The organism is Paenibacillus rhizoplanae, from assembly GCF_042684125.1.
GTDB lineage: Bacteria > Bacillota > Bacilli > Paenibacillales > Paenibacillaceae > Paenibacillus_AQ > Paenibacillus_AQ rhizoplanae.
The window spans coordinates 825-2075 of the sequence record NZ_JBHUKY010000098.1 but is presented as its reverse complement, the minus strand read 5'-3'; the positions used below and the strand labels follow the sequence as shown (position 1 = coordinate 2075).

1 protein-coding gene is annotated in these 1251 nt (G+C 60.8%); it reads left to right on the top strand.

From position 1 onward, the window contains the following. A partial coding sequence (locus ACFSX3_RS31015; protein WP_379313711.1) for a non-ribosomal peptide synthetase occupies positions 1 to 1251 on the top strand: 1251 nt, incomplete at both ends.

Sequence of the window (1251 nt, the reverse complement as noted above, 5' to 3'; positions counted from 1 at the left end):
TCCACTATAAGGATTACGCGGTATGGCTGCGGGAGAAGATGCAGGACGAATCGTACCGGGTGCAGGAGCACTACTGGCTGCAGGCGTTTAAGGAAGAGGTGCCGGTGCTGCAGCTGCCGACGGATTACGCGCGGCCGGTGGTCCGCCAGTTTGAGGGGGACCACGCGGGCCAAGTGTGGAGCGAGCACGAGACGGATCGGCTGAAGCAGCTGTGCGCGAAGCAAGGGGTGACGCTGTACATGGCGCTCTTGGCGGCGTACGGGGTGCTGCTGTCGCGCTATGCGGGGCAGGAGGATATCGTGGTCGGTTCTCCGGTGGCAGGCAGAAGGCATCCGGATGCGGAACGGATGATCGGGATGTTCGTGGGCACGCTGGCGATGCGCAGCCGCCCGGCGGGAAGCAAACGGTTCGACGCGTACTTGGCGGAAGTGAAGGCAGCGGTGCTGGGGGCGATGGAGAATCAGGACTACCCGTTCGAGGAGCTGGTGGAGAAGGTGGAGGTACGGCGGGATACGAGCCGCAACCCGCTGTTTGACACGATGCTGGTGCTGCAGAACATGCAGATGAGCGAATGGAAGCCGGAAGGACTGACGATTCGGCCGTACCCGCAGGAATACCGGGTCGCGAAATTCGACCTGACGGTGGGTGTGATCGAGCAAGCCGGGCGGCTGTATTTCGACTGGGAATACAGCACGGCGCTGTTCAAGAAGGAAACAGTCGAGCGGATGGCCGGGCATCTGGCGGCGATCGTGGAACAGATCGTCGAAATGCCAGACATGCAGCTGGACGAGATCGAGCTGGTCGTAGAAGAAGAGAAGCGTCAGCTGCTTATCGCATTTAACGACACGAAGACGGAGTATCCGAAGGACCAAACGATCCACGCGCTGTTCGAGCAGCAGGTGAAGCAGACGCCGGAAGCTACAGCGGTAATATTCGAGTCTGAACGGTTGACGTATGGGGAGCTGAACGCGAAGGCGAACCAGCTAGCCGGGGTATTGCGCGGCCAAGGGGTTAGTGCAGAGCAGGTCGTGGGGATCATGTCGGAGCGTTCGGTGGAGATGATCGTGGGGATTCTCGCGATCCTGAAGGCGGGCGGCGCATACTTGCCGATCGACCCGGCGTACCCGGCAGAGCGGATCGCATATATGCTGGAAGACAGCGGTGTCGATCTCCTGCTCGTATACGGAGACGGAGAAGTACCGCAAGACTACGAAGGAAGCGTGCTAAAGCTGGCAGACGCGTCGCTGTACG